The organism is Streptomyces sp. NPDC102360 (assembly GCF_044766085.1).
Lineage (GTDB): Bacteria > Actinomycetota > Actinomycetes > Streptomycetales > Streptomycetaceae > Streptomyces.
This window is the reverse complement of the sequence record NZ_JBIWLG010000021.1, coordinates 34,616-58,592: the sequence shown is the minus strand read 5'-3', so window position 1 is coordinate 58,592 and position 23,977 is coordinate 34,616. Positions and strand designations below refer to the sequence as shown.

Below are 23,977 nucleotides of genomic sequence, written 5' to 3'. Positions count from 1 at the left end.
TCCGTCGTACGCGGCGGGCGCAGGTCTTGTGGGGGTCGGTGCGAGGCGGGTGAAGGGTGGGGAGGGCGTGGGTACGCTCGCCGCGTGCCGATTCCGAGCGAGTTGTCCACGGACCCGAACCAGCGGCTTCGCTTCTCTTTGCTCGGCCCCCTCCAGGCCTGGCGGGGTGACACCGGGCTCGAACTCGGGCCGGTACGTGAGCAGGCCCTGCTCGTCGCCCTGCTGCTCAGGCCGGGCAGGACCGTCGGCCGGCAGCAGCTGCTCGACGGGGTGTGGGGGACGGAGCCGCCCGGCACGGGCAACAGGGTGATCCCGGTGTACGTGCACCGGTTACGGCGCCGCTTGGACCTCCACGGGGAGGCGCGTTCGGTGATCGAGACCGTACGCGGCGGGTACCGCTTCGTCCCGGGCAGTGCGTCCGTGGACGTCGCGCGGTGGGAAGAGATCGCCGCCGAAGGGCGTGCGGCGAAAGCCTCCGGAGACCTGGGCGCCGCCGTGGAGGCGTGGTCGCGCGCGTCGGACCTTTTTCACGGGGAGCCGCTGGCCGGGATACCGGGGCCCTTCGCCGAAGGGGAGCGGCTGCGGCTGGAGGAGCAGCGGCTCTTGGCCGTGCAGGAGAAGGCCGACTGCCAACTCCGTTCCGGGCGGCACGCCGAGGCGCTGGCCGAACTGTTCTCCCTGACGACGGCCCACCCCTACAACGAGGCGCTGGCCACCCTGCTCATGCGTGCCCTGCACGCCGCCAACCGGCAGGCCGACGCGCTGGACGTCTACGCGACCGTGCGCCGCCGCCTGGTCGACGAGCAAGGTGTGGAGCCGGGCGCCGAACTTCGACGGGTGCATGCGGCGGTGCTCCGTGGCGACGAGGCGGCAGTGACGGTGGCCGTACGGGAACGGTCGGCATCCCCACCGCCACCCGAGCCTCCGCGGCGTCCCGACGACTCCCCCCGCAAGCACCGCGCGCGCTATGAACTGCCCGTCGACACAAGCAACTTCACCGGCCGTGAACGGCAGCATTCGCTGCTGGTCGCGCCCGCCGACGACCGGGAGGTCACCGTCCGGGCGGTCGACGGCATGGCCGGCGTCGGGAAGACCTCCCTGGTCGTTCGCGCGGCACGGGCCTCGCGCCACCGGTACCCCGACGGCTGCCTGTTCGTGGAGCTGCACGGGCACCGCGAGGACCGCGCGACGGTCGGGCGGCAACGCGTTCTGCGCCGATTATTACGGGCCGTGGGGGCCGGCGAAGGGCAGGACTCCGAGGACCTGGACGAGCTGGCCGCGTCATGGCGGGCGGCCACCGCCTCCCTCCGGCTGCTCCTCGTACTCGACGACGCCGCCCGCGCCGAACAGGTGCGCCCCCTGCTTCCCGCGGGGCCCGGCTCCCTGGTGATGGTGACGAGTCGCCGGCGGCTGACGGGCCTCGACGTGGACCGCAGGGTCTCGCTGCCCCCTCTCGGCATCGACGAGGCGACCGACCTGCTGACCCGCATCGTCGGCCGCGAGGACGGGACGGAAGAGGAGAAGGAGGGCGGCGACGACTCCGGCCGCGAGCGCGTCGCCGTACGCGAGTTGGCCACCCTGTGCGGGCGGCTTCCGCTCGCCTTGCGGATCGTCGGCGCGCGGATCCAGGACCGTCCGCCCTGGGCGGTGGAGGCGCTGGCGGCCCGGTTGACCGACGACGAGCGCCGCCTCGACGAACTCGCGGTGGAGGACCGCAGCGTAGAAGCCGCGTTCGGGGTCTCCTACGCCCAGCTTCCGGACTCCGAGCAGCGCGCCTTCCGCGTCCTGGGCCTGTCGCCCACCGTGCGTCTCGACCGGCTGACGCTGGCCGCCCTTGTCGACCGGCCGTCACCTGACGCCGAACGCACCCTGGAGAACCTGGCCGACGCGAGTCTGACGCAGCGGGTGACCGTCGACCGCTACCGCCTGCACGACCTGGTGGCCGTCTACGCCCGCCGCGTCGCCGCCGCGTCGCCCGACGAGGCCTCGGCGGCACGGGAGCGGGTGTTCCGGCTGTACGTCGCCGCCGCCCGCTGCGCCAGCGACTGGGGAACCTCGTCCACCCCGACGGGCCCCCAGGGCACCGGCCCCTTCACGGGCTGGGAGGAGGCCACGGCCTGGCTGGACGAGGCGGGCGGCGAGCTGGTCGACGTCGTCGCTCAGGCGGTGGCCGCCGGCCGAGTGGACGAAGCCTGCTGGATCGCCGAGGGCCTGGTCGACTACCTCACCAGGCAGGGCCGGTTCCACGAGTGCCGCACCACTCTGGAGATGCTGCTCCCGCTGCTCGACCAGGCCACCGACCGCCGGATGGACTCCGCCCTGCGCATCGGTTTCGGCATCCTGTACGGGGTCCAGGGCCGATACGGCGAGGCCCGTGCCTGGTTCACCGAAGCGCTGGACATCAGCCGCCGTGCCGACGACCGGCATGAACAGGCCCGCGCCCGCGCCGGTCTCGGGACCTTCGCCAATCTGGAGGGCCGGATCACCGAGTCCATGGCGCACTTCGGCGAAGTCCTGCGCCTGGCAGGCGAGTTGACGCACGACGACTGGCTGACCGGCTCGATCATGACGCGGGCCGGCGACATGCATCACCAGCTCGGCGAGCACGACAAGGCGTACGACCGCTATCTGAAGGCGATCGCCCTGGCCGAGAAGGCGGGCAGCCCCCGGCTCCTCGGCAAGACCCTGCTCCGCCTCGGCGGGCTCCAACTCGACCTGGGACGGCCCGCGGAGGCCGTCGGCTCCCTCGGTAAGTCGGAGAGCCTGGCCCGGCGTCTCGGAGATGTCCCCTTGTACGCCGCCGCTCTCGAAAGGCTGGCCACGGCCGAGGCGGACCTGGGCAACCCGGCGGCGGCCGCCGATCTCCGGCGCCGGGCACGCACCGTCCTGGACGAGGCGACCGACACCGCCCCGGAGATCGCGTTACGCCACCGGCTGCTCTGGCACGAGGCCGTGGACGACGGCCTGTCCGGGTCCCGCGACTTCTTCGAACGCGGCACCGCCCTCCCCGACACCGAGTCCAACCGGGCGCGCATCTCCCGCGCCCTCGGCGACCTCGGAGAACGAAGACCGGGATCGGGACGGGGAGGCGGAGGGGGACGGGGGCAAGGACAGGGACGGGGCGGGAATGGTCCGGCCGGGCGATAACCGGCCGGACCACCTCCCCCGTCCTGCTCCCCCGTAGCGCCCCGGCAGTCCTACACCGGGTCGCCGTTCTGGTTGAGCCACTGAACGCCGTTCTGGCCGGTCTGGTCGAGGCTCTTGGGGATGGCGACCGCCGGATACAGCGGGTGCACGTTGAAGTACCCGGGCGCGTTGGTGACGGACCTCAGGTCGCACACCGGGTCTCCGACGATGCAGAACCGCTTGACCGGGATCCCGTCGAAGTTCACCGGCCCCGCACCGGGCGTGGTGGCCACGCCGGGGATGCCGAGCCCCTTGGGGACCTTGGCCCCGAAACCGGTGTCGGGCTGCATCGGGTCGGCGTAGAGCATGCCGTCCACCTGCGACTTCGGAATACCGGTGTCGCCCTTCGCGATCTGCTGAAGCACCACGTCCGCCGCCTGGGCGCCCTGGGAGTAGCCGGTGATCGTGAGCTGCGCGTCGGGATGCGCGTCGTGGGTGTCCTGCGCCGCCTTCAGCCCCCTCTCGATGCCCAGTTGCACGCTGGCGTCGTAGGCGGGTGAGGTGAGGGCCTCGGGGTTGACCTTCCCGGAAGGCTCGATGAGCGCCCCGGAGGGGCCGATGATCGGGCCCGCGGAGGCCGGGTAGCAGATCTTGATCGCGGAGGCGCCGAGGCCGAACGCGTCGTTCGCGGCGTCGTAGGAGGAGTTGGTGTTGGGGCAGCCGTCCTTGTTCTCCGTGGGGCCGGTGCCGCCGATCTCGATGTAGTAGTGCTCCGCGCCGTCCGCATGCGCGGCCGGCGCGAACGCGACGGCGCTGCCCGCGGTCAGCACCGCCGCCACGGCAACGGCACGAACCGCCCCCGCCGCCCTGCTCTTCCTCGACATGCGCGCTGTCGACATGTGCGTTCCCCCTTGGGTTGTGAACGTGCCGGTCAACCAACGCACTTGACGCTAGGCGCCGGTGATCACATCCCGTTGACATGTGGATGACAGCGCAGGTGGCGAGGCTGCGGGGCGCTCATTCGGGGCCGGGGAGGGGGCACCCCGGCCCCGAATGAGCGCGCTGTTCGACTACTCGCCGCCGCCGTCGCTGTCGCCGTCGCCCGGGGACTTCTTCTTGCGGCCCAGGACGATCGACGCCCCGCCGACCAGGACCAGCAGCACCGCGATGCCCGCGATGATCGGCGTCGCGTTCGAACTGCCCGTCTCGGCCAGGTCCGTGTCGCTGCCCGAGCCCGTGCCGCCGACGGAGGCGGGGCTCGGCTGTGTCGTCGCCTGAGTCCTCAGGCCGCCGCCCGCCGTGGCACCCACCGCCGAGGTCGTCGCGCAGTCGAGCACACCCCGTATCCGCTTCTCGAAGCCGTGCGGCCCCTTGATCGTGAAGTCGTACGCCTGGTCCTCCTGCAGCGGTATCGTCACCGTCCGCGTCTCCCCGGCGGGGATCGTGTGCCGGGTGCCCATGAGCGTGAACGTGTACGGCGCGTCCCCGTTGTTGGCGGCCGTGATGTCGACGCCGCCCTTCGCGCAGTTCTCCTGTGCGGACAGCGCGGGCACGGCACCCTCGCTCGCCCAGGTCGCCGTCGCGGTCGCGGAGACCGTGGACTCGCTGGAGCCCGCGAGGATCTGCGTCTGGCTTCTGGTGTCGGAGGCGAAGGCCCGGCCGACCGGGACCGTCGTCGACGCCTGCACGGCCAGCTCCGCCGAACCCGCCTTCGCCCCCTTGGGTACGTCGAAGTAGAGCCGGCTGCCGTCCTTCGCCGTGGTGACGAGCCTGCCCTTCTCGTCGACGAGCCTCACCCCGCCCGCGGCGGCCTCGGCGGGTGGCAGCACGGTGACGCTGTCGGCGTTCGTGTGCACCGTGACAGGGCCGACCCTGTCACCGCCTTCCACGTCCGCGTGCGTATCCGCGTCCGCAGCCCTCTTCGCGTCGGCAGCCCTGTCCGCATCCGTACGATCGGCGGATGCATCGTCGCCCGGCCGCGCGGACACGGCCTGCGGCGTCAGGGTCAGCGAGGGCCGCGGTTCCGCGAGGGGCCGCGCGCTGCGCTGCAGATAGTCGGCGAGCTTCTCGGCGGCGGGGCCGACCGCGTCCACATCGACCTTGCCGGCCTTGTCGGAGTATCGCCAGATCGCGACCTGGGTGCCGGCCGCGGCCTCCTGCTCGGTGAGGCTCCCCGTGCGCGCCTTGCGGGCGAGCGCGGCGAGATCATTGACCTGCGGGTACGAGTTCTGCAGGATCCAGCGGATGCGTCCCGCGTTCGCGTTGTCGTACAGCGACGTGCCGGACCAGGAGGTCTCTTGGTACTTGGCGTCCGGCTGCGTCGGGTTGTGGACGTCGACGGAGTACGTCTGGAGCGTCCCGCCGTCGTCGACGGCCATCCGGAACAGGCCCGCCGGCACCTTCTCGTCCTTCCCGGCCTCGTGGATCACGGCCGCGCCGTACGTCTCCAGGCCGGCCAGAGTGGCGCTCGCGCCTCTCTGCTCCGTGGCACCGTCGTCGGCTTGCGCGACGCCCGCGCCGGATATCGCCCCTACCGCCATGAGTCCCGACATCAGGGCCGCCGCGGCGAGACGGGCTGCGCCTCGTCCACGCCGAGCGGTCCGTGAGCACACAGAAAACACGAAATTCCCCTTCAGGCGGGACGGGTGGTCACATGGGGGGTGGTGTCCCGCCGGCAGAATCAACGCCAACCACAATGACTCGGCTGGCCCTTGCACTCCCGACCCGTCGCTGCACCTGATGCGCAGAGGTCCCGACGAGCCCAGGAGTCACGCTCGGCATCCTAGGGAAATGATCTTCGGCGATCCCCGGAGCCGCCTTCCGGCAACCGATCCGAATCGCAATCGTTATCGCCAACACCGTTTCCGAGCTGGGCATATCGACAAATCGCCCGTACACGGAGCCCTCTGGCCACGCTTCGACCGACCACGGTCATCCCACCGGTTGTGGTCACCCCACCGGCCACGGTCACCCCACCGGTTGCGGCTCGGCCACGTCGGGCACGACCGAGTCGGGCTCGGCCGGTTCCGGCTCCGGCTCCGGCCCCGGCCCCGGCTCCGCCAAGTCGGGCTCAGTCTCCGCCGGTTGCCGTTCCGCCGCCTTGCCGGGGCCGCCGACCTCAGGCCACGCGCCGACCCTGTCCGCCCGCACGCCATCCGGCTTCGCCGCGCCCGGCTTCGTCACGTCCCACGGAGAATCGCCTCGCGGGGATTCGCCCCACGGAGCATCGGTCCGCGGAGAATCGCCTCGCGAGGAGTCGCCTCGCGGGGAATCACTCCACGGAGCATCGGCCCGCGGAGAATCGGCCCGCGCGGAATCACCCCGGGCCGCGCCCTCCGCACGGAGCTGCTGCACCCGGCGGAACGCGGAGGTGCCGCGCGATAGGTCGTGCCCGATCGCGACCGCCTCGATGTCCGCCGACGTCCAGTGCTGCCCGCCCCGCTCCTCGTCGCGCACCTTCAACTTGCCCTGCACCATGACCGGTTCACCGAGCGCCAGGGAGCTCTGCACATTCGTCCCCAGCGCGCGCCAGGCCCAGACCGTGAAGAAATTGGTGTGCCCGTCCACCCACACGTTCTGCACCCGGTCGAAGCGGCGCGTGTGCGCCGCGAGCCGGAACCGGGCGACCGGCCCTGTCGGCAACTCCCGGAACACCGGTGTCGTCGCCACGTTCCCCACCACGGTCACCATCGTCTCGCTGCCCATCCGGAACCCCTCCCGTACCCCCGCCCGGCCCCACTCGGCCAGGACGTCCGTGCGCGGCCCGAGCCCTTCCCGAGCCGCGATCACAGAGTGCCCCCGCGCCGCGATCCGCGCCGACGCCTGTGTCCTACCCGCGGGTTGTGGACATCCCGGTCACTCCTCCGGCCACCCGTACGTACTGCTCCCGCACCTCCCGATACCGCAGCAGCTCCGCCGCGACGGGATCCAGCACCCGCGCCCTGCCACAGGCCGCCGCCGCGTCCCTGAGCCGCCGCTCGGCCTCCTGCCCGTACCGGCGCGCCGGCCCCTTCGCCGCCATTCGGCAGGACCACTCCACGCAAGGCCCGCCCACGAACCCGGCCAGCACCAACAGCAGGGGCACGCCCAGATTCGTCGAGAAGATCCCGACGGCCTGCCCCAACAGCCACAGCACACCCAGAACTTGCAGCAGCGTCATGGTCACCTGGGCGAACACCGCGACCGGCCACCAGCCGGGCCGCGGCGGCCGCCCGGCCCCGTGCTCCGCCTTCGGCTTCGGATACCCGGGCGCGGCCCGGGCCACGACACCAGCCCCGACATCAGGCACGCCGCCATCGCACACACCATCGGACGCCAGCTCGTCGAGCGCCTCGGGCAGCCCCTCGCCGCCCCGCGTCGCGGCCTCCCGCACGGCCTGCCCCCACGCGGCGGGCAGCCCGGCCGCCGCGGCGTCGCCGACCACCCGCACCGCGTGCTCGACGCGCTGCCGGGCCGTGACCTCCTCGTCGGCGGGGACCACGGGAACCGTGCCGGTCGAGCCGACCGCGCGCCGGTCCTCGTACCAGCGCCAGAGCCTGAGCCACGGGGTTCCGCAGGCCCGGTTGGCGCCCCGGCTCCACTCCCGCCCGGCCGCCTGGCCCGCGGCGGCCGCGCCGACGGCCTCGGCGAGCCGGTCCGCGAACTCCTCGCGGGCCTCCTCACTCAGCCCGCCGTGCCGCCCGGTCGCGTACACCTGCTTCAGACGGTCGGCGGCGGCATCGACATCGGCGCCGATCCGGCGCGCGGCGGCCCGGCGTTCGGTGGTGACCTGGTCCAGGCAGTCGCGCAGCTCGTCCACGCCCTCACCAGTGAGGGCGGAGAGCGGCAGCACCGTGGCACCGGGCTCCCCGTGCTCGCCAAGCGCGATGCCGTCCTCGTCGAGCAGCCGCCGCAGATCGTCCAGGACCTGCTCGACGGCGTCGCCGGGCAGCCGGTCCACCTGGTTGAGCACGACGAACATCACCTCCGCGTGCCCCGCCATGGGCCGCAGATACCGCTCATGGAGCATCGCGTCGGCGTACTTCTCAGGGTCGACGACCCACACCACGGCATCCACGAGACCGAGTACCCGGTCGACCTGGTCGCGGTGTTCGAGCGCGGCGGAGTCGTGATCGGGCAGATCGATGAGGACCAGCCCGTCCAGCGCCGCCTCTCCCTGCGCGCCGTTCTGCCCCTGCTGCCCTTGCTGCGCGGGGCGCCGCCGCGCCCGCCCGGGGATCCCGAGCCGGTCGAGCAGCCCGGCGGCCCCGTCCGTCCAGCTGCACGCGATCGGTGCCGAAGTGGTGGGCCTACGTAGACCGGTCTCCGAAAGCGGCACCCCCGCGAGGGCGTTGAACAGCGTCGACTTGCCGCTCCCTGTGGCCCCCGCGATGGCGACGACGGTGTGCCGTGACGACAGCCTCCGCCGGGCCGCGGCCTCGTCGAGCACCTGCCCGGCCTCGGCGAGGGTCGCCCCGTCGAGCCGGGTGCGCGAGAGCCCGACGAGCTCCCGCAGCGCGTCAAGCCGCTGCTTCAACTGTCCGTCGTACGTCCCCGATCCGGCCGGCACCGCCACCTCGCCGCCCTGCTTGGCGACGCGCCGCGCGATGAGACCGTCGTCCCAGGGGCTGGACTCCGTACGCCCTTCGGGAATCGCCACGCCTTGAGCGGCACCGGCGGCCTCGGCACGGCTCTCTGCCTCTGAGGCGCCCCCAAGGTTGTCCGCTAGATCCGTCAGATCGGAGTCGTCGACGGAATCGGTGGAATCGGTGGAATCGGTGGAATCGGTGTGATCGACGGGCTCGACTGGGTTGTTGGGGTTGCTGTTGTGGTTGCTGGGGTCGGGATCGGTCTGATCCGTGACGGCGGCCAACGCCCTCACCTCTCCTTCTGCAGCAGCGAAAGGGCCGCGATCAACTCGGCCTGGGATTCGGGTGTGATGTCGAGCGCGTCGAGCGGCGCGAGCCGACGCTCGCGTTCCGCGCCGAGCACGGTGTCCAGGTACTCGCTCAGGAGCTGCCCGCCGCGATCACGCAGCCGCAGGGCGCCCTGGGCGCCGATCCGCTCGGCGAGGTTCTCGCCCGCGGCCTTGCCCCGGCGCCCGCCGAGCAGCCCGGTGGCGACGAGCGCCGCGACGGCCTCGGCGTCGGGCGGCGAACCGTCCATGGCCTGGGCGGCGGCCCGCACCTCGTCCTCGGCGTACTCCTCGAGCACCCGCCGCCACCGTCGTACGACAAGACCGATCCGCTGCTCGGCGGTCTCGGACTCGGAACCCTGCCTACGTAGTTCGGGGGCACGCGCACCGGGCTCCAGGCGCCAGACATCGTCGACCCGCTCCTCAGCCGCAGTCACCGCACACGCCAACAACGAGCCGAGACTCTCCACCAGAGCGTCGAGCAGCTCCCCGGCCGCACAGTCCGCCGGATAACTGCGCCAGTGCTTCAGCGCATTCCCCGAGAGCACCCCGCCCTCCTGCAAACGCTCAACTACGCGCGCGTGCTCACCCTCGTACGCGTCCTCGACGGCGGTGGTGAGCCGGATCATGGCGGAGTGCTGGGCGGCGACGGCCGCGGCCAGTTCGGGCATCCGGGCGCGCAGCGAGTCGAGCGTGCCGCGGGCGGTACGGGCCACGGCGCGGGCGCGCGCCTCCGGGTCCTGGGCCCGATGGGTCAGCCAGGCACGGAGCGGGGCGACGGCGGTGGCGGGCAACAGTCCCCCGTTGCCGGTCGACTCCGGGAGCTCCGGCACGGTGAACCTCGGCACCTCACCGAGCCCGGCCTTGGCGAGCAGCGCGCCGTACTGCCGGGAGACCTCGGAGACGACCTGGTGGGGCACCCGGTCCAGCACGGTGACGAGGGACGCGTCGTACTCCTTGGCGGTACGCAGCAGCCGCCACGGCACGGCGTCGGCGTACCGGGAGGCGGTGGTGACCATGACCCATACGTCGGCGGCGCTGATCAGCCGTGCGGCGAGCACCCGGTTCTCGGCGACGAGGGAGTCGATGTCGGGGGCATCGAGCAGCGCGAGCCCACGCGGCAGCACCCCGGAGGTCTCCACGCGCAGCACGCGCTCCTCCCCACCAGGCACGGGCTCGAGGTCGTCCTCCTCCTCGCCCTCCCCCTCCGGTCCGCCGTCGGCCTGCTTGGGCATCCACACGCGCGTGAGGTCGGGCAGCACCCGCATCCCGGAGAACCAGTGGTGGTCATCCGGGTGGCAGACAAGCACGGGAGTACGCGTGGTCGGCCGCAGTACGCCTGCCTCGCTCACGACACGCCCCACGAGCGAGTTCACGAGCGTCGACTTGCCCGCGCCGGTCGAACCCCCGACCACGGCGAGCAACGGCGCTTCGGGGGCCCGCAGGCGGGGCACCACATAGTCGTCGAGTTGTGCGAGCAGCTCGCCGCGGTTGGCACGCGCGCGTGGCGCCCCCGCGAGCGGGAGCGGAAAGCGCGCGGCGGCGACACGGTCGCGCAGCGCGGTAAGTGCGTCGAGCAGCTGAGGCCGAACGTCCAAGGTCACCACACGTGAAGAATGCCCAATTTTGGACGCATTATGAAGCATATGACCATGCCTGCGCGCCGATAAGTCACGCGATAAGGCACAGGAAGCACACAGCGGGACGGAAGGGGCGACTGGGGGCGCAGGCATAACGAGTGCACAACACCCGAGGCGTATGAAGCCAAAAGCGCTGCAGGATTCGTACCCACCTGCGATTATCGGGACCGCTTCACTGAACCTCCACATCGTGCCGCGGAGGCGAAGCTGCAAGGGCAGGGACCCGGGAGCCCTATCCTTGTCCCGGCAAGGTCACGGATCACCCCACATCCCCCGACCAAGCCACCGGCCACACACCGGCCCCCGTAGCTCAGTGGATAGAGCAGGCGCCTTCTAAGCGCTTGGCCGCAGGTTCGAGTCCTGCCGGGGGCGCTCAAGACCTTCCCGGTCAAGGGGTTCGCGGCCGGTGAGGGCATGACCGCGTGGCGGGTCAGCTCACCGAGATCGGCGACGGTCGCGGTCGGGATCGTAACTGTGAGCCCAATCTCCCGGTGGTGCTCGGGGCCCGAGAGCCCTTCCGGCCCCTGTCCGCCCGACCCGGAGAGCTGGGCAGACTGAGCAGACCGGGCCTGGAGTGTGTCGAGCTCTGCGGCCAGGGTGCGGCGTTCACTGCCGAGCCGGTCGTACCGTAAACGGATCTCCTGGCGGAACGCCCTGACCGCTATACAGTCGCCCTCGCCGGCTCGCCGTTGACACCGTCGCGAGCTGCAAATACCTCCGGCTCTGGGCATCGTTGGGGTGTCGCCTCCAAGCACGCCCCCGTAAACGACGCCCGAAACGACAGCGGAAACGACAGCGGAAACGACAGGGTGAACGCCAACAGGCACTTCCACCGGCTCGACACTGGCTCGCCGCCACCGTGACCTGCCCACATCGGCGACCACAGCCGCAGACACCGCCGGGACCACTTACGGCAGCAACGTGAACGCCGGAACGTGGGACGGCGTGACCGCCCGGAAATGCCGGTGGTCCAGGGTGGCCACCTCCGTCGCCTTCAGACGCTCCGCCGTCGCGATCACCGAGGCATCCGCGATCCCCAGCGGGAAGCCTCGGTAGCGGCGCACCAGCTCCACGATCCGCGTCATGTCCTGGCCGTCGGGAAACACCTGCGTCAGATCGCCGCCGGCGACGGACTCGACCAGATTCATCTCCGCGTCGGCCCCGACATACTTCCCCACCAGGTAGCAACACTCGGTCAGCACATACGGCGTGACGAGCAGCTCACCGTCGTAGGACTCCAGCAGATCGGCACACCGCTCGTGATCGGGGTCGTTGCGATTGAGGAAGGAGACCAGCGGTCCGGTATCAACGATCAGCATCGTCCTCGCCGATCTCCTCCCGGGCGATCTCCTTTGCCCGGGCCCCCAGATCGGTCGGCGGGCCGTCGAAACTCCGCAGTATCCGGAACCGGCTCGGCGCAGGCTTCACCAGGCGCAGCGCGTGCCGCCGTACCTCTTCGGCCTGCTCCGGCTCCAGACGGTCGATGAGCTCGTGCAGATCGCTGTAGTCGTACGCCGACGTCATGGCCCTGCCCCTTCCCGCACGGAACACGTCCACGATAGCGCCGCCGACCGAACCACCGGCTCGGCACGCGAGCCCGGACGAGGCTCGCGCCGCGCCCTCCGGTCCGGCCCAGCGGCCCCTCCGGGCCGGGCGCCCCTGGCCCGCGATCACCAGCCGCGCGCGGGCCCACTCAAGGCACCGCCCCGTCGGTCCGTTGCCCCGCACTCGGCCCACAGCAGCTTCCCGCCCTGCCCGTCGGGGAACGCGTACGCGCCCCAGTCATCCGCGTAGGCCCGTACGAGAAACAGCCCGCGCCCACCCTCCGCACACGCATCCGCACGCGGCCCGCCCCGCTCGAACCCCGCGGGAATCTTCGCGTCGCCATCCCACACCGCCACACGGACCCGCCCCGGATCGGCGGCCCCGGGACCGAGGCGCAGGGCATATGGGCCGGTGGTGTGCAGGTGCGCGTTGGTGAGCAGCTCCGAACCCAACAGCTCTGCGTCCTGAGTCAGTTCAGCCCTGCCATGCACTTCAAGGACCAGCCGGAGCAGGGCGCGAGCAATACCTGGGGCGCGGGGGTCATGAGGGAGCTGGAGGGTGTACGTGCCCGGGAACCGGGCGGGGTTGGCCGGAAGCGGGGATACGGTGGCCATGGAGTCTCCTTTTGGGAGGGCGAGTTGGAGTGTCGGCCGAGTGGATCGCGTCAGCCGGTGCCCAGTGACCAGGTCGCTCCGTCGAGCGGGATGCTTCTGGGCGAGGCGTCTGAATCGAAGGTAGCGGCATTCGGATAAACTCTTATCGATAAGAGAGAAAAACCCTTAGACGCCACCCTTGTGGGTGACCGCGTCACCAAGGAGGCGCAGAGTCAGTGCGGAGTAACCCGACAGGGCGCCAGCTACGTCTCGGCTCCGAGCTGCGCAAACTGCGCGAGCGCGCCGGCCTGACCTCCACTCAGGCCAGTCAACTGCTCGGCGTGAAGCAGAATCAGGTCAGCAACACCGAGTCGGGACGCATGGGCGTCAGCCCCGATCGCGTACGAGCCCTGGCCTGCCACTACGAGTGCGCCGACCCCACGCTGGTCGACGCGCTGGTGAACATGGCCGGCGAGCGCGTTCGCGGCTGGTGGGAGGAATACCGCGCCACACTGCCCGCCGCGCTCCTCGACCTGGCCGAGGTGGAACACCACGCCCGGCGCATGCGCACGGCCATCACGGTGCACATCCCCGGGCTGCTCCAGACCGCCGAGCACGCACGCGAGGTCTTCCGCCAGGACGTTCCCGCCATCGCCCCGCCGGAGATCGAGCACCGCGTCTCGTTCCGCATCAAGCGGCAGGCGGTCCTGTTCCGGGAGGAACCGACCCCGTACCACGCGATCATCCATGAGGCCGCGCTGCGTATGCAGTTGGGAGGATCCGCCGTCGCCAAGGGGCAACTTCACCATCTGCTCGACATGAGCGAACGACCCGACGTCGTGATCCAGGCACTCCCCTTCAGCGCGGGCTCTTTCGCCGGATCCGGGCAGTCGATCTTCTACTCGCACGGCCCCGTGCCGAGCCTCGACACCGTCCACCTGGACCAGTCACACGGACCGGTCTTCCTGGACGCAGAAGCCCAACTGGCCAAGTACCGCGTCCTGATCGAGCGCATGGAAACCATCGCCCTGCCCGCTGCCGCCTCACGGGACTTCATCCACACCATCGCCGAAACCCTGTAAAGGACCCCAAATGCCCACGCCCGCATGGCAGAAGTCGTCCTACTGCGCGCAAGGCGACTCCTGCATCCACGTCGCAGCCGACACCGACCGCGTCCTGCTGACCGAGTCCGCCGACCCTCGCGAAGCGATACTTGCCGCCACCCCTGCCGCCTTCTCCGCACTCCTCTCCCTGATGAAGCAGAACGCCTCGCGCCGTGACTGACGCTCTTCCGGCAGGCATACCCGACGACCTCGCCTGGCAACGAGCCGCACCCGAAGACGCCAACGGCTCGGGCCCCTGGATCGAAATCGCCTACGGCGACAGCGAGTTGGTGTACCTGCGCGAAACCTCTGCCCCCGACACAGTCGTCACTACGACACGCACTAAATGGGAAGCCTTCGCACGTGGCATCCAAGCCGGAGAGTTCGACCACTTCGTCGACGGGGTGTAGCGACCAACGCCGGATCTGCGTAACGCCCAGGCCCAGGCACTCTTCCGCCTCCCCTGCCTCGGCATCCGTGATGCACGGCCGGTCAGTGGGCACCGCGCGGCAGCGTCCGGGACACGTACTGATTCCTGGGATTCCTAGGCCCAGCTGCGTGTAGGAGGCATGCGATACGGTCGCACTCTTGACCAAGTGGACTCGAGGGGAGCGAGTGGCGTGGGTGAGCGCATGCGGGTGGACAGCGACGAGCTCCGAGATGCCGCACCGGTCTTCCACCGGCAAAGCGATCAGCTGCACGACGCGCTGACGACTCTGCACTCCCGCCTCACCGCCCTCGGCGCTCCCTGGGGCGACGATGAGCAGGGCAACAAGTTCCACGCCAAGTACGGTCCGGCCAAGGAAGACGTGGATACCGCCACCAAGACCCTCGTCACGGGCATGGAATCCATCGGCGACGCCCTGAAGTCGATGGCCGAGAACCACGACGAGAACGAGTTGGCGACCAAGGACGCCTTCGACTCCGCCGCCAAGGATCGCTGAGCCCGCCGGTGGACATCGAGGAGATACTCAAGGACGCCCTGCTCAAGCTGGGCATGTGGTGGCCCGACGCCGACGCCGACCAGCTGCGCGAGGCCGCCAACGCCTGGCGTACTTTCGCCGAATCGGTCGACGACGTCACGGCAGTCACACACAAGGCGGCTCGCAGCGTCATCGACGGCAACGAAGGCCAGTCCATCGAGGCCTTCGGCGACTTCTGGGCGCGCTATCACAAGGGCGCGAAGACCGGCTGGCTCGATGACCTCGCCGAGTCGGCCCGTGCGATCGCCAAGGGCCTGGACAAGTACGCCGACACCGTCGACGAGGCGATCAGCCACCTGTGGACCGAGATCGGAATCGCCGCCGCCGCACTCGGGGCAGGCGTACTGCTGGCCATCGTCACCGGCGGCGCGGGTGCCGTGGCGGGCTCCGCCGCAGCCGAGAGCGTGATCGCTGCCTCCGCAAGCATCGGCGTCACCGTGTCCGCCGAAATCGCCGGCGTCATCGGCACGACCATGACCGGCGTCGCTTTCGGCGCCATCGAATCCATCGCCATCGACCTGGCCGTCGCCCAGCCTCTGCACGTCGCCGCAGGCGACCAGGAGAGCATCAGCCTTGAACATGCCCAGGAAGCCGGCATGGCCGGTGCCCTCCTGGGCGGCGCCCTCGCCGGAGCGGGCAGTGGAGCTGCGGCCATCAGGAACGCGGGCGGTCTGCGAAACGTCCTCGGGGACCTCACCATGCCCGGCATGCGCCTGGCCGCGGTGGGCGACGGTGACGGTGCACTCGCCGGCAGTGTGCTGCGAAGCGAATCGAGGGGCGGGGCCGGCGGTGCGTCGGAGCGCCCGATGCGAGGCGGTTCCACTCCCTCGTACTGCAAGCCGTTGGACAGTCTGGGGCGAGCCACCGGCGTGGAGACGCGGATCACTCGCGAGATGCTCGATACGGGCACGAAGGCCTCGCGCCGAGTGCAGCCTCCGGGTTGGGAGGGCGCGGCCGCCGGACATACACGAGGGCACTTGCTGGCCCGCGCCTTGGGCGGCGACGGCCGCGCCGAGGGGAACATCGTGATCATGTACGACCGTGCCAACAACGAAGTGATGGAGCAGCTCGAGAGCCGTATCTACGACACTGTGCAGACCCACGGTCCCGTGGATTACGCCGCCACACCGGTGTACGCCCGCCCCGACGACTTGATCCCCACCGGTGTCCACATCCGAGCCACCGGCCACGGGCTCGACATCGACCAGACAATCATCAACCAGTAGGTACCCAGTGAACGATCTTGAACTGCTCGCCGCCTACCGCGCATACGGCACGACCGAACCGGTCCACAACGACTGGCGCACAGCAGAAGAGGCGCTGAAGGTCAGCATCCCGACCAGCATCAAGGCGTTCTTCGATGCCTTCGGCGGCGCGAGCTTCGACGACTTCCTTCACGTGTACCGCGCGGGCGCATCGAACCCGCACCTGGACCTGGTCACACAAACCCTTCAGGCACGCGACACCATGCGCAAGACGCGCCCCCACATCCAGCACCTGCTTGAGGAACGTGGCTCCTCGCCGGACCAGCTCATCCGCTGGGCCGGCACCGACAACGCCGACCTGTGTTTCCTAGTCCCCCAGCCCGCTCCACAGGAGTGGGCTGTGCTCACCGTGATCGGACGTGGCCCGGAGTTCGACCTATACGACGGTCCCGTTGAGGGTTACCTGCTGCGCGTCATGCGCGGCGAACTCCTCAGTGAGGTCTTCCCCGAGGACTTCCCTGATGAGGAGCCTGGCTACGTACCCAATCCAACGGCATAACGGCATAACGGCACCAGCAAGGCTTCGGCTGAACCGGGCTGAAGTCCCCGATGTCCCCGATGGGCGTGAGACTTCCGCACCGAGCGAGGGGCACATGAGCGTCCACCGATCTCCGCCCACGGAGTTCGTCATCGACCCACCGAACGGTCTCGCCCCGCTCCGGATCGGCATGGCCTACAAGCAAGCCCTAATCCGTCGCCAACCGTAGCCGACTCACCCCAACACCTCTATGACGTCCTGCAATGCCATTGTCCGCTCGATCACCAGGGCGAGATTGATCAAGCGGACAGCGTCTCTCACTCAGGTGTGCAGCACACCATCGATCTCGGCAAGTTCGTCGGCCGACAGAGGTCCGAACTCCAACGCCCCGGCGTTCTCCTCCGCCTGTGCAACCGTCCTGAATCCAGGGATCGGCACCGTACGCGGGCTCCGTGCCCACAACCAAGCCAGCGCCCCCTGAGCGAGAGTACGGCCGTGGCTCGTAAGGACGGACCGCACCGCTTCCACACGCGCCAGCCACTCTGGATCAACGCCGCCACCCGTCGCGAACCCCGGCAACCAGGCGGGTGGAGCGCTGCGGATGTCAGTGGCGGCGAGCGCGTTCCCCGGCGCGAACTTCCCGGTGAGCAGGCCCATCGCGAGCGGGCTGCGGTTGATGCTCGCGAGGTTGTGCTCTTCGCACAGACGTAGCATCTCAGGCGCGTCTTGAAGCACGTTGCAACGGTGCTGCACGGCCGCGCAGTTGGGGCCCACGGCGAAGACGGCCGCGCGCTCCGGGTCATCGGTGCTCCATGCGTACGCGCGGATCAGACCTTCCCGTACGAGATCCTCGCAGGCGTCCCGCAGCAGCGCGGCTCGCTCGGGATCAGCGTCCGACAGATGCAGCTGGTAAAGGTCCACGTAGTCGGTGCCGAGCCGGGAAAGCGACGCGGTCAGCGCACGCCGTACATACGCCGGCGAGTCATCGCCGCCCGTGCGGACCTTGCTCTCCTCGTCGAAGAGGTTGCCCCACTTGGTGGCCACGACGACATCTGCCCTGCGCCTGCCGAGCGCCCGCCCCAGTACGTGTTCGCTGTGCCCGGCCCCATACGCATCAGCAGTATCGAAGAAGGTCACGCCGAGATCCAGCGCACGGCGCACGGCACGTACAGATTCCTGATCATCGACCTCGCCCCACCCGAGCGGCTCTCCGCCAAGCCCCTGCCAGGGTCCGCCAATGGCCCAGCAACCGAAGCCGAGCCCGCTGACCTCGATCCCGCTTCGCCCAAGGACCCTTGTGTACGGCGTGTGCGCCGAGGTGGTCTGCGTCCCGTTATTCGCGTTGGTCGTCTCCATGCCCGTGAACGCTAGGAGTTGGAGTGCACGCGAAGGCAACCCATGCGCACGACCATCCTAGAAACGGCGCGGACAGAGTTTCCCTACTTCATCAAGACCGGCTGCGCTCCGCTCCGCCGGGCTCTCGGCTCCGCTGCCCTTCGCGCTCATGCCTCCGGCCCGCGCTACGGGCGCTGCGCCTACGCCCGCCAGGGGTGGTTGGGCCGGGCTGTGAGCGAGTGGATCGCACGGCTCAACTCGCCGTCAAAGACGATGCCTCCGGCGGGGGATCGGCCGGCACCGGGAGCCGGGGGAAACGCTGCCGGGTGCGGGTCCGTGGGTGGTTGCGAGGAGCTCCCATCCCGTCCACCGTCGACCCAGGCAAAGCCGAGCAGACGTGGCCCCTGGTGTCCAGGTCGTTCGTACAGTGGCGCGCTCCACCTGGAAACCAGGGGCCACGCCCGCTCCACGTTGTGTGGGTCGACGGCGGACGCGATGGGAGCTGGGGTTGGGTGGTGGGCTGAGCTGATGGGGCAGGGTAGATCATGGCCCCAAAGCCGCTCCGCCGACCTTTCGCGGTGAGTCGCCGACGCGCCTTCAAAGTCCGCGCTCATCAGTGTCAAACGGCAAGGTTGCTTGAACGCCGAGGCGGGGGTGGATCTGATCGAGCTTCAGCATAAAGTCCTGCCAGTCCTTACTGAGCTTCATCAATGTCACGACCGACCCGAGATGTTCACGCAACTTTGGATACCCCACATTGGAGGTGAGATGCTGGAAGTAGCGATGCTTAAGCCTTCCAGTCTCACTGCGAGGGGTTACGCGCTTCAGCTCGTCCAATACGCCAGGAGCCAGGCGCTTGTAAACGATGTCGTTAGTGAGGATGCCAAAATACTGCGGCCTCCTGACTGTTTCTGCCGGGTAGTCTAGCCCACGTAGCCTGAACAACTCGCTGTAGAAGTCCGGCGGGAATGTGCGAACCCATGGCTGCAATTCTTTCTCGATGAAGGCGGCCAAGATCTTGCTAAGGGCGTTCCGGGCGCGAAATTCCTGATAGCCGGTGGCTTCGTCCACGAGGGCGATGATGCCAACGTGCGCGAGTCCGCGGATGAGGATCTCGGCGCGCTTGGCCACATGTTCCTGTTGACGGTCAAGGGCCCCAGCATCGCGTGCTTTAAGGTAGATTTCGCAGACCACCGGGAGAAGCTCAGCGTTATACCCGTGCGCCCGCCCTCCAGCAGGGTGCGTAAAAGTGATCGGCCGGGCCTTTTCGAGAATCTCTTCCGTGATGAAGGAGCTCAGTGCCTTGCTCTGCAAGATAGGGGGGATGGGTACGGCCCCTCCCTCGCGGCGGGTGTTTGCCTTGGGGTGTCGCCCTAGAGCTTGCAGAAAACTGGCCTGCGTCAGGACGCGAGTGCCGTCATCGAGGACATAGCACTCAATCTCAAATTCCCCGATTTTTAGCGGCCTGTCAGGGGACCCAGAAACCGCCTGGGTCAAATTGTCGTTCCAGCGAGCTGCAGCCGCCTTCTTGGCGATTGCGCTGCGTTCTGCCGGTGACAGTTGCTTCGCTCTGGCAACCCCACCCCGTGCGCGACCCGACGCCTGCTTGTCCTCGGCCACGGTAACCCCCTCCTATGCTTGCAGGCATGCTTGCATGGTCGAGCATGCCTTGCAAGCACAAGGCGGAAGATGCTTGCATCTAGACCCGTGCCAGGCCGACCGGGGGACCACGGGGAACGGCAGATATGAAGTCGGCTTCACCGAGGGGCCGCTAGGCCGCTCCCCACAGGTCAGAGCCTCAACTCCCCCTAGATCAACCGAGCTTCCCAAACTGAGGGTCTGGCGACCGGTTGGCGCGTTAGGACCGCTGCAGAACCTTCCGCATCTCCTCGATCAACGCTGCCCGAGTCTGGCGGGCAGATCGCCAAGCATTGACGTACTCCGGGGAGTTCGTGGCGTGGCCGGCAGCCACCGCGTCATGGAAGTCGAGCACAGAGAGGGTGGCGCGACCGGCACTGTCGAAGATCACCCGTTGCGCCACTAGTTCCAGTTGCTGCCGTGCTGCGTAGACACCGTGTTCTGCGATCGCGACGTGCCCCTTGCCAATACGTTCAGGGGATGTCTCTGCTCGGGAGAATGCGTCCTTGGCTGTCGACAGCGCCGTGAGGTACTCCGTGAACGCGGCGCGCAGCGTGTCACGATCTCGCTCCGAACGGTCGCGTCGCCAGCGGACATGATCGGCAACGAGCGTAGCGAGCACGCCAAGCACCGTGCCCACTGCTGTCGCGGCAAGCGTCGACCATTGCATGCGCCCCCTGAGGTTCCCGTTCGAGCGGCTCTTCCGCCCAACCCACGGAGGCTCTCGCCTCGACAGTCTTCAAGACCGTTCACCGTGCAGTCCGAAGCGCATGGGCCGTTCAACCACCAGTGATGGCAGGGACGATCACTGCCGCGAACCCGGAGACCAGGCCTCCTACGGCCAAGAATGCGTTGAACTTCTCTTTCGCAGTGGGGAACACCGCCCGACTGACGTCACCCGCCCTGTTGCGCAGCACGATCAACTTCAGCTTCTGCCAGCGATGTTGGCGGTTTCGGCATCCCATCAGTACGCCATAGGCGTTGTTCCGGCAGTAGGTCCGTCCGCCTCTATTGACCGCACCACACCAGACTGGCACCTGGAACGAGGCATAGCCGAAGACTGCGACGGACAAGGCGGCGATGACCGGAAGTGCCCACTGCTGGGTCCAGGCCACGATGAGGGCCCCAACCGCGATGTATCCCCAGTACAGACGCATGGCTTTTCCCATAGACGCGCAGCGTAATGTCATATGCGCAGGTCAAGCAGCGGCCAGAACCAGACAGAATCCTGACCGTGGCGCGTACCTCCGTCTTGACGCTGCTGGTACTGCCGTCGCCACGAAGACAACGGGCCGGGGCCGTCCCTGGGCCGTCCGATTGATGGCATACGTGCAGGTCAAGGCTCCATGAAGAGAGCAGTGGCCATGACCCTTCTAAGCGCTTGGCCGCATGTTCGAGTCTTGGCCGACACTCGAGCCCGCGGCCACTTATGGCATCGGCCCGCCCAGCGCACGCGCCCGACCGCGCGGCGACCCCGCCCACCCCAAAAGCAGACGAGTCGGGCTGCATGCCGGGCCCGGTTCCGCCGCGATGTCGCAGACCACTGCGGCCGCGCCCCACGAATACCGCTTCCAGCGCACGCACATCTATCCACCGGCAGCCAACGATTCCACCGGCACCACCCGCCCCCGCCGCTCAACCCGCACCGTCGCCCGCAGCCCACCCCCGCCCCCACGACCAGCCAAACCCGCTGGCTCTCGCCGGGGGCGCTCAAGACCTTCCCGGTCAAGGGGTTCGCGGCTGGTGAGGGCATGACCGCGTGGCGGGTCAGCTCACCGAGATCGGCGACGGTCGCGGTCGGGATCGTGACCGTCGGCACGACCTCCCGACGCTCACGGCAGCAACCTGAACGCCGGGACCTGACGAGCATCTCGCCGAGGTCCAACAGCGCCGCCGACCGGACCACTGGCTCGGCACGCGAGCCCGGACGGGGCGCGCGCTACGTCCTCCGGCCCGGCCCAGCACACCCTCCGACCGGACGCCCCTGGGCCGCGATCACCAGCCGCGCGCGGACCCGCACCGGACACCACCACGTCGGTTCGCGTCCCCGCACTCGACCCACAGCAGCTTCCCGCCCTGCCCGTCGGGGAACGCGTACGCGCCCCAGTCATCCGCGTAGGCCCGCACGAGAAACAGCCCGCGTCCGCCCTCCGCTCAGCGGACTCCGCCAGTTCAGACCTGCCGTGAGCTTTGAGGACCAGGCGGAGCAGGGCGCAGGCGATGCCGGGGGTCGTGGGGGGCGTGTGGGGGGAGCTGGAGGGTGTACGTGCCCGGGAACCGGGCGGGGTTGGTCGAAAGCGGAGATACGGTGGTGAAGCAGAGCGCCACCCCCTGTGGCTGACGACCTTCCACCGGCATACCCGACGACCTCGTCTGGCAGCGAGCCGCGCCCGAAGATGCGAACGGTGCGGGCCTCTGGATCGAAATTGCCGTCAGTGAGGGCGACTTGGTGTACCTGCGCGAGACCTCCGCGCCTGACACCGTAGTCACCACAACGCAGGAGAAGCGGAACGCTTTCACGCTCGGCGTACAGGCTGGAGAGTTCGACCACTTCGTCGACGACGTATTCGAGCCGTGAGCCGCGAGCCGGTTATTCCGTGGTTTCGCAGGGCGTCCGTCCGTACAGTCGGCCGGACCAACTACGAGCGGGGGTGGAGCCGATGAAACTGGCCGAGGCACTGGCGGAGCGCGCGGATACGACGCGGCGGGTCGAGCAGTTGCGGTCGCGTGTCGTTGACAGCGCGCGTTATCAGGAAGGTGAGACTCCCGCGGAGGACGCGCCGCAGTTGCTCGCCGAGGCCGGCGAGGTGCTGGACCGGCTGGAGCTGCTGATCCGGAGGATCAACCGCACCAATGCCGCGGTGCGGGTCGGTGAGGACGGCACTCTCACCGACGCACTCGCACGCCGGGACGTGCTCCGGCTGCGCCATTCAGTGATCACCGCGGCGGCGGATGCGGCCGCGGGTTCGGGTACGCGGGGTTACGGCCGGCAGCTGCGTTCCGAGCTGGTCATGCTGTCCGCGCTGTCGGTCGGCGAGCTGCGCGCGCAGGCCGATGTTCTCGCGCGCGAGATCCGCGAGATCGACGTGCGTATCCAGCGGGCGAACTGGGAGGTTGATCTGCTGGAGTAGGTGGTCCGTGGAGGGCATGAGGATGTGGAGCAGCAGGTAGCCGTGTCGGAAGCGTGCACACACCGAGGGCCGGCGGGTTTCCGGCCCACTCCTGGCGCGTGAAGAGCAACGCGGGGGTTCGACTCCCCACGAAACAGTGCAGCTCAGCACCGCGTACAGGTGACAGTGCACCGCGCACAGCACATCACCACGTGCAGATCCGAGACGGTGAGGGTGGGTTCGGGGTTCCCCACATCACAGCAGACCCGGCGGGCCGGTCCCGAGAGGCTGGGCAACTGCCGCGCGGGACGCCAAGGCCACAACCCTCGTCTGCGTCCTGCGGCACCGGACCGGACGGGCAGAGGGGCGCCGAGGCGGAGTCCAAGCGTCGTCGACGGCCCACGCCTTCGAGACGACCGGATCATCGCAGCAGCAGGAGGCAGCAAGGTGCGCGGTGGAATCTGGTAGCACGACGCCCCACGGTCGTGGCAGCAGCGCAGCCGGCCGACCGCGCAAGAGCGCCCGTCGGCCGTGGTGTCGGGTCGGCGGCAAGACTGTGACGTAGGACTACGACGTATTCGTAGTCCTACGTCACAGTTCCAAGGGCAGGGCGGCGTTCCCCCTCGGGTCCGATCCGGCCCGGTCAGTGGAGGGCCGCCGCGAAGGTATCGCGGTGGGTTGTCGTGTAGGCGTGTTCTTGGGCGGACCAGTGGATGCGTGCGTGGATTTGGGCGGCGGACGCGACGTGTGGGGTGGGGACGTGAGGTGGGTGCGCCACCAATCGGCGTTGCGGAGTTGGCGGGTCAGTGCGGCGTCCAGCACGTGGGCGCGGGACGCGGCGTCGAGGCCGTACGCGTCGGTGAGGGTGCGGACCTGTGCGGCTTGGGCCGTTGCTGGGGGTGCCGTGGGCTTGAAGCTGATGCACCAGGTCCACGCCATGTAGCCGAGGTCTTCGAGCGGGTCGCCCGGGGCCGCGGTGTCGAAGTCGATGAAGGCGGACGGGACGCCGTCGCAGAACACGGTGTTGTTCGGGCGCCCGGGTCGTGGTGGCAGATCACTGAACCGGGGCCGCTGAGGCGGCTGTTGCGGGTGGCGTCATGGAAGGCGCGGAGCAGGGTGCCTGCGGCGGCGACCTGGTGAGCGCGCCACGTTCGGAAGCGTGCGGGGACCCGGCCGGGTAGCACCGGGTAACGGCACCTCGGTCACGGGCACGGTCCATTCCATTCCATGGCTTCGTCCTGTCCCCGCCCCCTCCCTCTCCCCTCCAC

21 protein-coding genes and 1 tRNA gene are annotated in these 23,977 nt (G+C 69.3%); 9 read left to right on the top strand and 13 right to left on the bottom strand.

The window, feature by feature from the left end; translation table 11 throughout:
- Positions 1–84 precede the first annotated feature (84 nt).
- A complete protein-coding gene (locus ACIRHA_RS41585; protein ID WP_403856848.1) occupies positions 85–3,147 on the top strand; it encodes an AfsR/SARP family transcriptional regulator in 3,063 nt (1,020 codons plus the stop codon).
- Positions 3,148–3,197: 50 nt separating this feature from the next.
- Here ACIRHA_RS41585 and ACIRHA_RS41580 read toward each other — a convergent pair whose 3' ends face one another.
- From ACIRHA_RS41580 to ACIRHA_RS41560, 5 genes are all read right to left on the bottom strand, one after another.
- Positions 3,198–4,025, bottom strand: coding sequence for a cutinase family protein (locus tag ACIRHA_RS41580; RefSeq protein ID WP_403856846.1), 828 nt, complete (start codon positions 4,023–4,025; stop codon positions 3,198–3,200).
- A gap of 171 nt (positions 4,026–4,196) precedes the next feature.
- Positions 4,197–5,678: a TQXA domain-containing protein gene (locus ACIRHA_RS41575; RefSeq protein WP_403856843.1), complete on the bottom strand. Its 1,482-nt coding sequence runs from the start codon at positions 5,676–5,678 to the stop codon at positions 4,197–4,199.
- 415 nt (positions 5,679–6,093) lie between these two features.
- The gene (locus ACIRHA_RS41570) at positions 6,094–6,915 is read right to left on the bottom strand and encodes a single-stranded DNA-binding protein (protein ID WP_403856840.1); all 822 of its coding nucleotides are present in this window, start codon (positions 6,913–6,915) and stop codon (positions 6,094–6,096) included.
- Between the two features lie 40 nt (positions 6,916–6,955).
- Positions 6,956–8,977 (bottom strand): GTPase, encoded by a 2,022-nt coding sequence (locus ACIRHA_RS41565; protein ID WP_403856837.1) that lies wholly within the window; start codon positions 8,975–8,977, stop codon positions 6,956–6,958.
- 5 nt (positions 8,978–8,982) lie between these two features.
- Positions 8,983–10,626, bottom strand: a complete 1,644-nt coding sequence (locus ACIRHA_RS41560) for a dynamin family protein (protein WP_403856834.1) — start codon at positions 10,624–10,626, stop codon at positions 8,983–8,985.
- A 332-nt stretch (positions 10,627–10,958) separates the two neighbouring features.
- Here ACIRHA_RS41560 and ACIRHA_RS41555 point away from each other — a divergent pair.
- A tRNA-Arg gene (locus ACIRHA_RS41555) sits at positions 10,959–11,031 on the top strand.
- 536 nt (positions 11,032–11,567) lie between these two features.
- Here ACIRHA_RS41555 and ACIRHA_RS41550 read toward each other — a convergent pair.
- The 3 genes from ACIRHA_RS41550 to ACIRHA_RS41540 all read right to left on the bottom strand — a co-directional run bounded on the left by ACIRHA_RS41550 (position 11,568) and on the right by ACIRHA_RS41540 (position 12,818).
- Positions 11,568–11,978: a type II toxin-antitoxin system VapC family toxin gene (locus ACIRHA_RS41550; RefSeq protein WP_403856831.1), complete on the bottom strand. Its 411-nt coding sequence runs from the start codon at positions 11,976–11,978 to the stop codon at positions 11,568–11,570.
- Positions 11,965–12,183, bottom strand: a complete 219-nt coding sequence (locus ACIRHA_RS41545; protein ID WP_403856828.1) for a hypothetical protein — start codon at positions 12,181–12,183, stop codon at positions 11,965–11,967. Before ACIRHA_RS41545 ends, ACIRHA_RS41550 begins: the two co-directional genes overlap by 14 nt.
- 146 nt (positions 12,184–12,329) lie before the next feature.
- Positions 12,330–12,818 (bottom strand): ATP-binding protein, encoded by a 489-nt coding sequence (locus ACIRHA_RS41540; protein WP_403856825.1) that lies wholly within the window; start codon positions 12,816–12,818, stop codon positions 12,330–12,332.
- A gap of 215 nt (positions 12,819–13,033) precedes the next feature.
- On the opposite strand from ACIRHA_RS41540, the gene ACIRHA_RS41535 reads away from it, so the two are divergent.
- The 6 genes from ACIRHA_RS41535 to ACIRHA_RS41510 all read left to right on the top strand — a co-directional run bounded on the left by ACIRHA_RS41535 (position 13,034) and on the right by ACIRHA_RS41510 (position 16,647).
- Positions 13,034–13,879, top strand: a complete 846-nt coding sequence (locus ACIRHA_RS41535; RefSeq protein ID WP_403856823.1) for a helix-turn-helix domain-containing protein — start codon at positions 13,034–13,036, stop codon at positions 13,877–13,879.
- A 10-nt stretch (positions 13,880–13,889) separates the two neighbouring features.
- Positions 13,890–14,081, top strand: a complete 192-nt coding sequence (locus ACIRHA_RS41530; protein ID WP_403856820.1) for a DUF397 domain-containing protein — start codon at positions 13,890–13,892, stop codon at positions 14,079–14,081.
- On the top strand, positions 14,074–14,310 hold the full coding sequence (locus tag ACIRHA_RS41525; RefSeq protein WP_403856818.1) for a DUF397 domain-containing protein: 237 nt from the start codon (positions 14,074–14,076) through the stop codon (positions 14,308–14,310). The genes ACIRHA_RS41530 and ACIRHA_RS41525 overlap by 8 nt, the downstream gene beginning before the upstream one ends.
- 210 nt (positions 14,311–14,520) lie before the next feature.
- On the top strand, positions 14,521–14,844 hold the full coding sequence (locus ACIRHA_RS41520; RefSeq protein WP_403856815.1) for a WXG100 family type VII secretion target: 324 nt from the start codon (positions 14,521–14,523) through the stop codon (positions 14,842–14,844).
- Positions 14,845–14,852: 8 nt separating this feature from the next.
- A complete protein-coding gene (locus ACIRHA_RS41515; protein ID WP_403856812.1) occupies positions 14,853–16,109 on the top strand; it encodes a DNA/RNA non-specific endonuclease in 1,257 nt (418 codons plus the stop codon).
- A 7-nt stretch (positions 16,110–16,116) separates the two neighbouring features.
- Entirely contained in the window at positions 16,117–16,647 is a 531-nt protein-coding gene (locus tag ACIRHA_RS41510; RefSeq protein ID WP_403856809.1) for a hypothetical protein, read from the top strand.
- Positions 16,648–16,947: 300 nt separating this feature from the next.
- Here the strand turns inward: ACIRHA_RS41510 and ACIRHA_RS41505 are convergent, their stop codons facing one another.
- The 4 genes from ACIRHA_RS41505 to ACIRHA_RS41490 all read right to left on the bottom strand — a co-directional run bounded on the left by ACIRHA_RS41505 (position 16,948) and on the right by ACIRHA_RS41490 (position 20,768).
- Entirely contained in the window at positions 16,948–17,982 is a 1,035-nt protein-coding gene (locus ACIRHA_RS41505; protein ID WP_403856806.1) for an aldo/keto reductase, read from the bottom strand.
- 576 nt (positions 17,983–18,558) lie between these two features.
- Positions 18,559–19,581 (bottom strand): P63C domain-containing protein, encoded by a 1,023-nt coding sequence (locus ACIRHA_RS41500; protein WP_403856803.1) that lies wholly within the window; start codon positions 19,579–19,581, stop codon positions 18,559–18,561.
- A gap of 238 nt (positions 19,582–19,819) precedes the next feature.
- Complete coding sequence (locus ACIRHA_RS41495) at positions 19,820–20,269, bottom strand: hypothetical protein (RefSeq protein ID WP_403856800.1); 450 nt, start codon at positions 20,267–20,269, stop codon at positions 19,820–19,822.
- Positions 20,270–20,378: 109 nt separating this feature from the next.
- Positions 20,379–20,768 (bottom strand): hypothetical protein, encoded by a 390-nt coding sequence (locus ACIRHA_RS41490; RefSeq protein ID WP_403856797.1) that lies wholly within the window; start codon positions 20,766–20,768, stop codon positions 20,379–20,381.
- Positions 20,769–22,259: 1,491 nt separating this feature from the next.
- Here ACIRHA_RS41490 and ACIRHA_RS41485 point away from each other — a divergent pair.
- On the top strand, positions 22,260–22,730 hold the full coding sequence (locus tag ACIRHA_RS41485) for a DIP1984 family protein (protein ID WP_403856794.1): 471 nt from the start codon (positions 22,260–22,262) through the stop codon (positions 22,728–22,730).
- A 570-nt stretch (positions 22,731–23,300) separates the two neighbouring features.
- Here the strand turns inward: ACIRHA_RS41485 and ACIRHA_RS41480 are convergent.
- Complete coding sequence (locus ACIRHA_RS41480; RefSeq protein ID WP_403856791.1) at positions 23,301–23,729, bottom strand: phosphotransferase; 429 nt, start codon at positions 23,727–23,729, stop codon at positions 23,301–23,303.
- Positions 23,730–23,977: the final 248 nt, after the last annotated feature.